Below are 822 nucleotides of genomic sequence, written 5' to 3'. Positions count from 1 at the left end.
GAGCCATTTGGTAATGCCATCCCTGGTCGGAGTGCATATACAGTTCATCCGATGGATGAAGGTGTTCAAATGCTTGATCTAACATGTCATCTACCAAGGAATAGGTGGGTTTATAACCAATGGTGTATGTTATGATTTCTCCGTTAAATAGATCTAAGACAGGGGAAACATAAAGCTTTTGGCCAAATAGCTTAAACTCCGTAATGTCTGTAGCCCATTTCTGATTCGGTTGATCTGCCTTGAAATTTCGATCTAAAATATTTGGAGCTGTTTCTCCGACTTTTCCTTTGTGAGAACTATATTTCTTCACTTTTACCGTAGACTGCAGCCCTAGTTCTCTCATAAGACGATAGACTTTTTTATGGTTCACTTCATGACCGCAATTACGAAGCTCATTTTCAATTCGCCGATAGCCATAACGGCCCTTATGTTCATAAAATTTTGAGGTGATAAGCTCCTTCAATGGTTGTTCCGTTTCTGGTTCGTGTTGCTTTTCTTTCCAATGATAATAGGTGCTTCTGGGAAGAGCAGCTATTTCAGTCAGTTGTTTAACAGGAAATCGAAACCTTAGCTCGTCGATTATTTGCGCTTGTTCTTCTTTTGAGATGCTTTCTTTTTCTGAACTAAGGTCTTTAACTTTTTTAAGTATTCATTTTCCATCCGTAAGCGCTCATTCTCTTTCTTTAAGGCTTCAAACGAATCCGTAGAATCTTGTTTCTTCTTATGAGACGTCATTTGGGTTGGCCCCTTCCTCGTGGATTCAAGGGCTTCTTTTCCACCTTCCAGCCACTTCTTGCGCCATCGGCGCACCATAGAAAAGTG

Annotated in this window: 1 pseudogene; it reads right to left on the bottom strand. The window is 40.5% G+C overall.

What is annotated here, in order from left to right:
- Positions 1-822, bottom strand: a pseudogene (locus LCM11_RS20330) (IS3 family transposase); the annotation flags it as partial.

Source organism: Halobacillus halophilus, assembly GCF_020171985.1.
GTDB classification, from domain to species: Bacteria; Bacillota; Bacilli; order Bacillales; family Halobacillaceae; genus Halobacillus; species Halobacillus halophilus_A.
The sequence above is the reverse complement of the archived record's forward strand: the minus strand, read 5'-3'. Positions and strand labels throughout refer to the sequence as shown.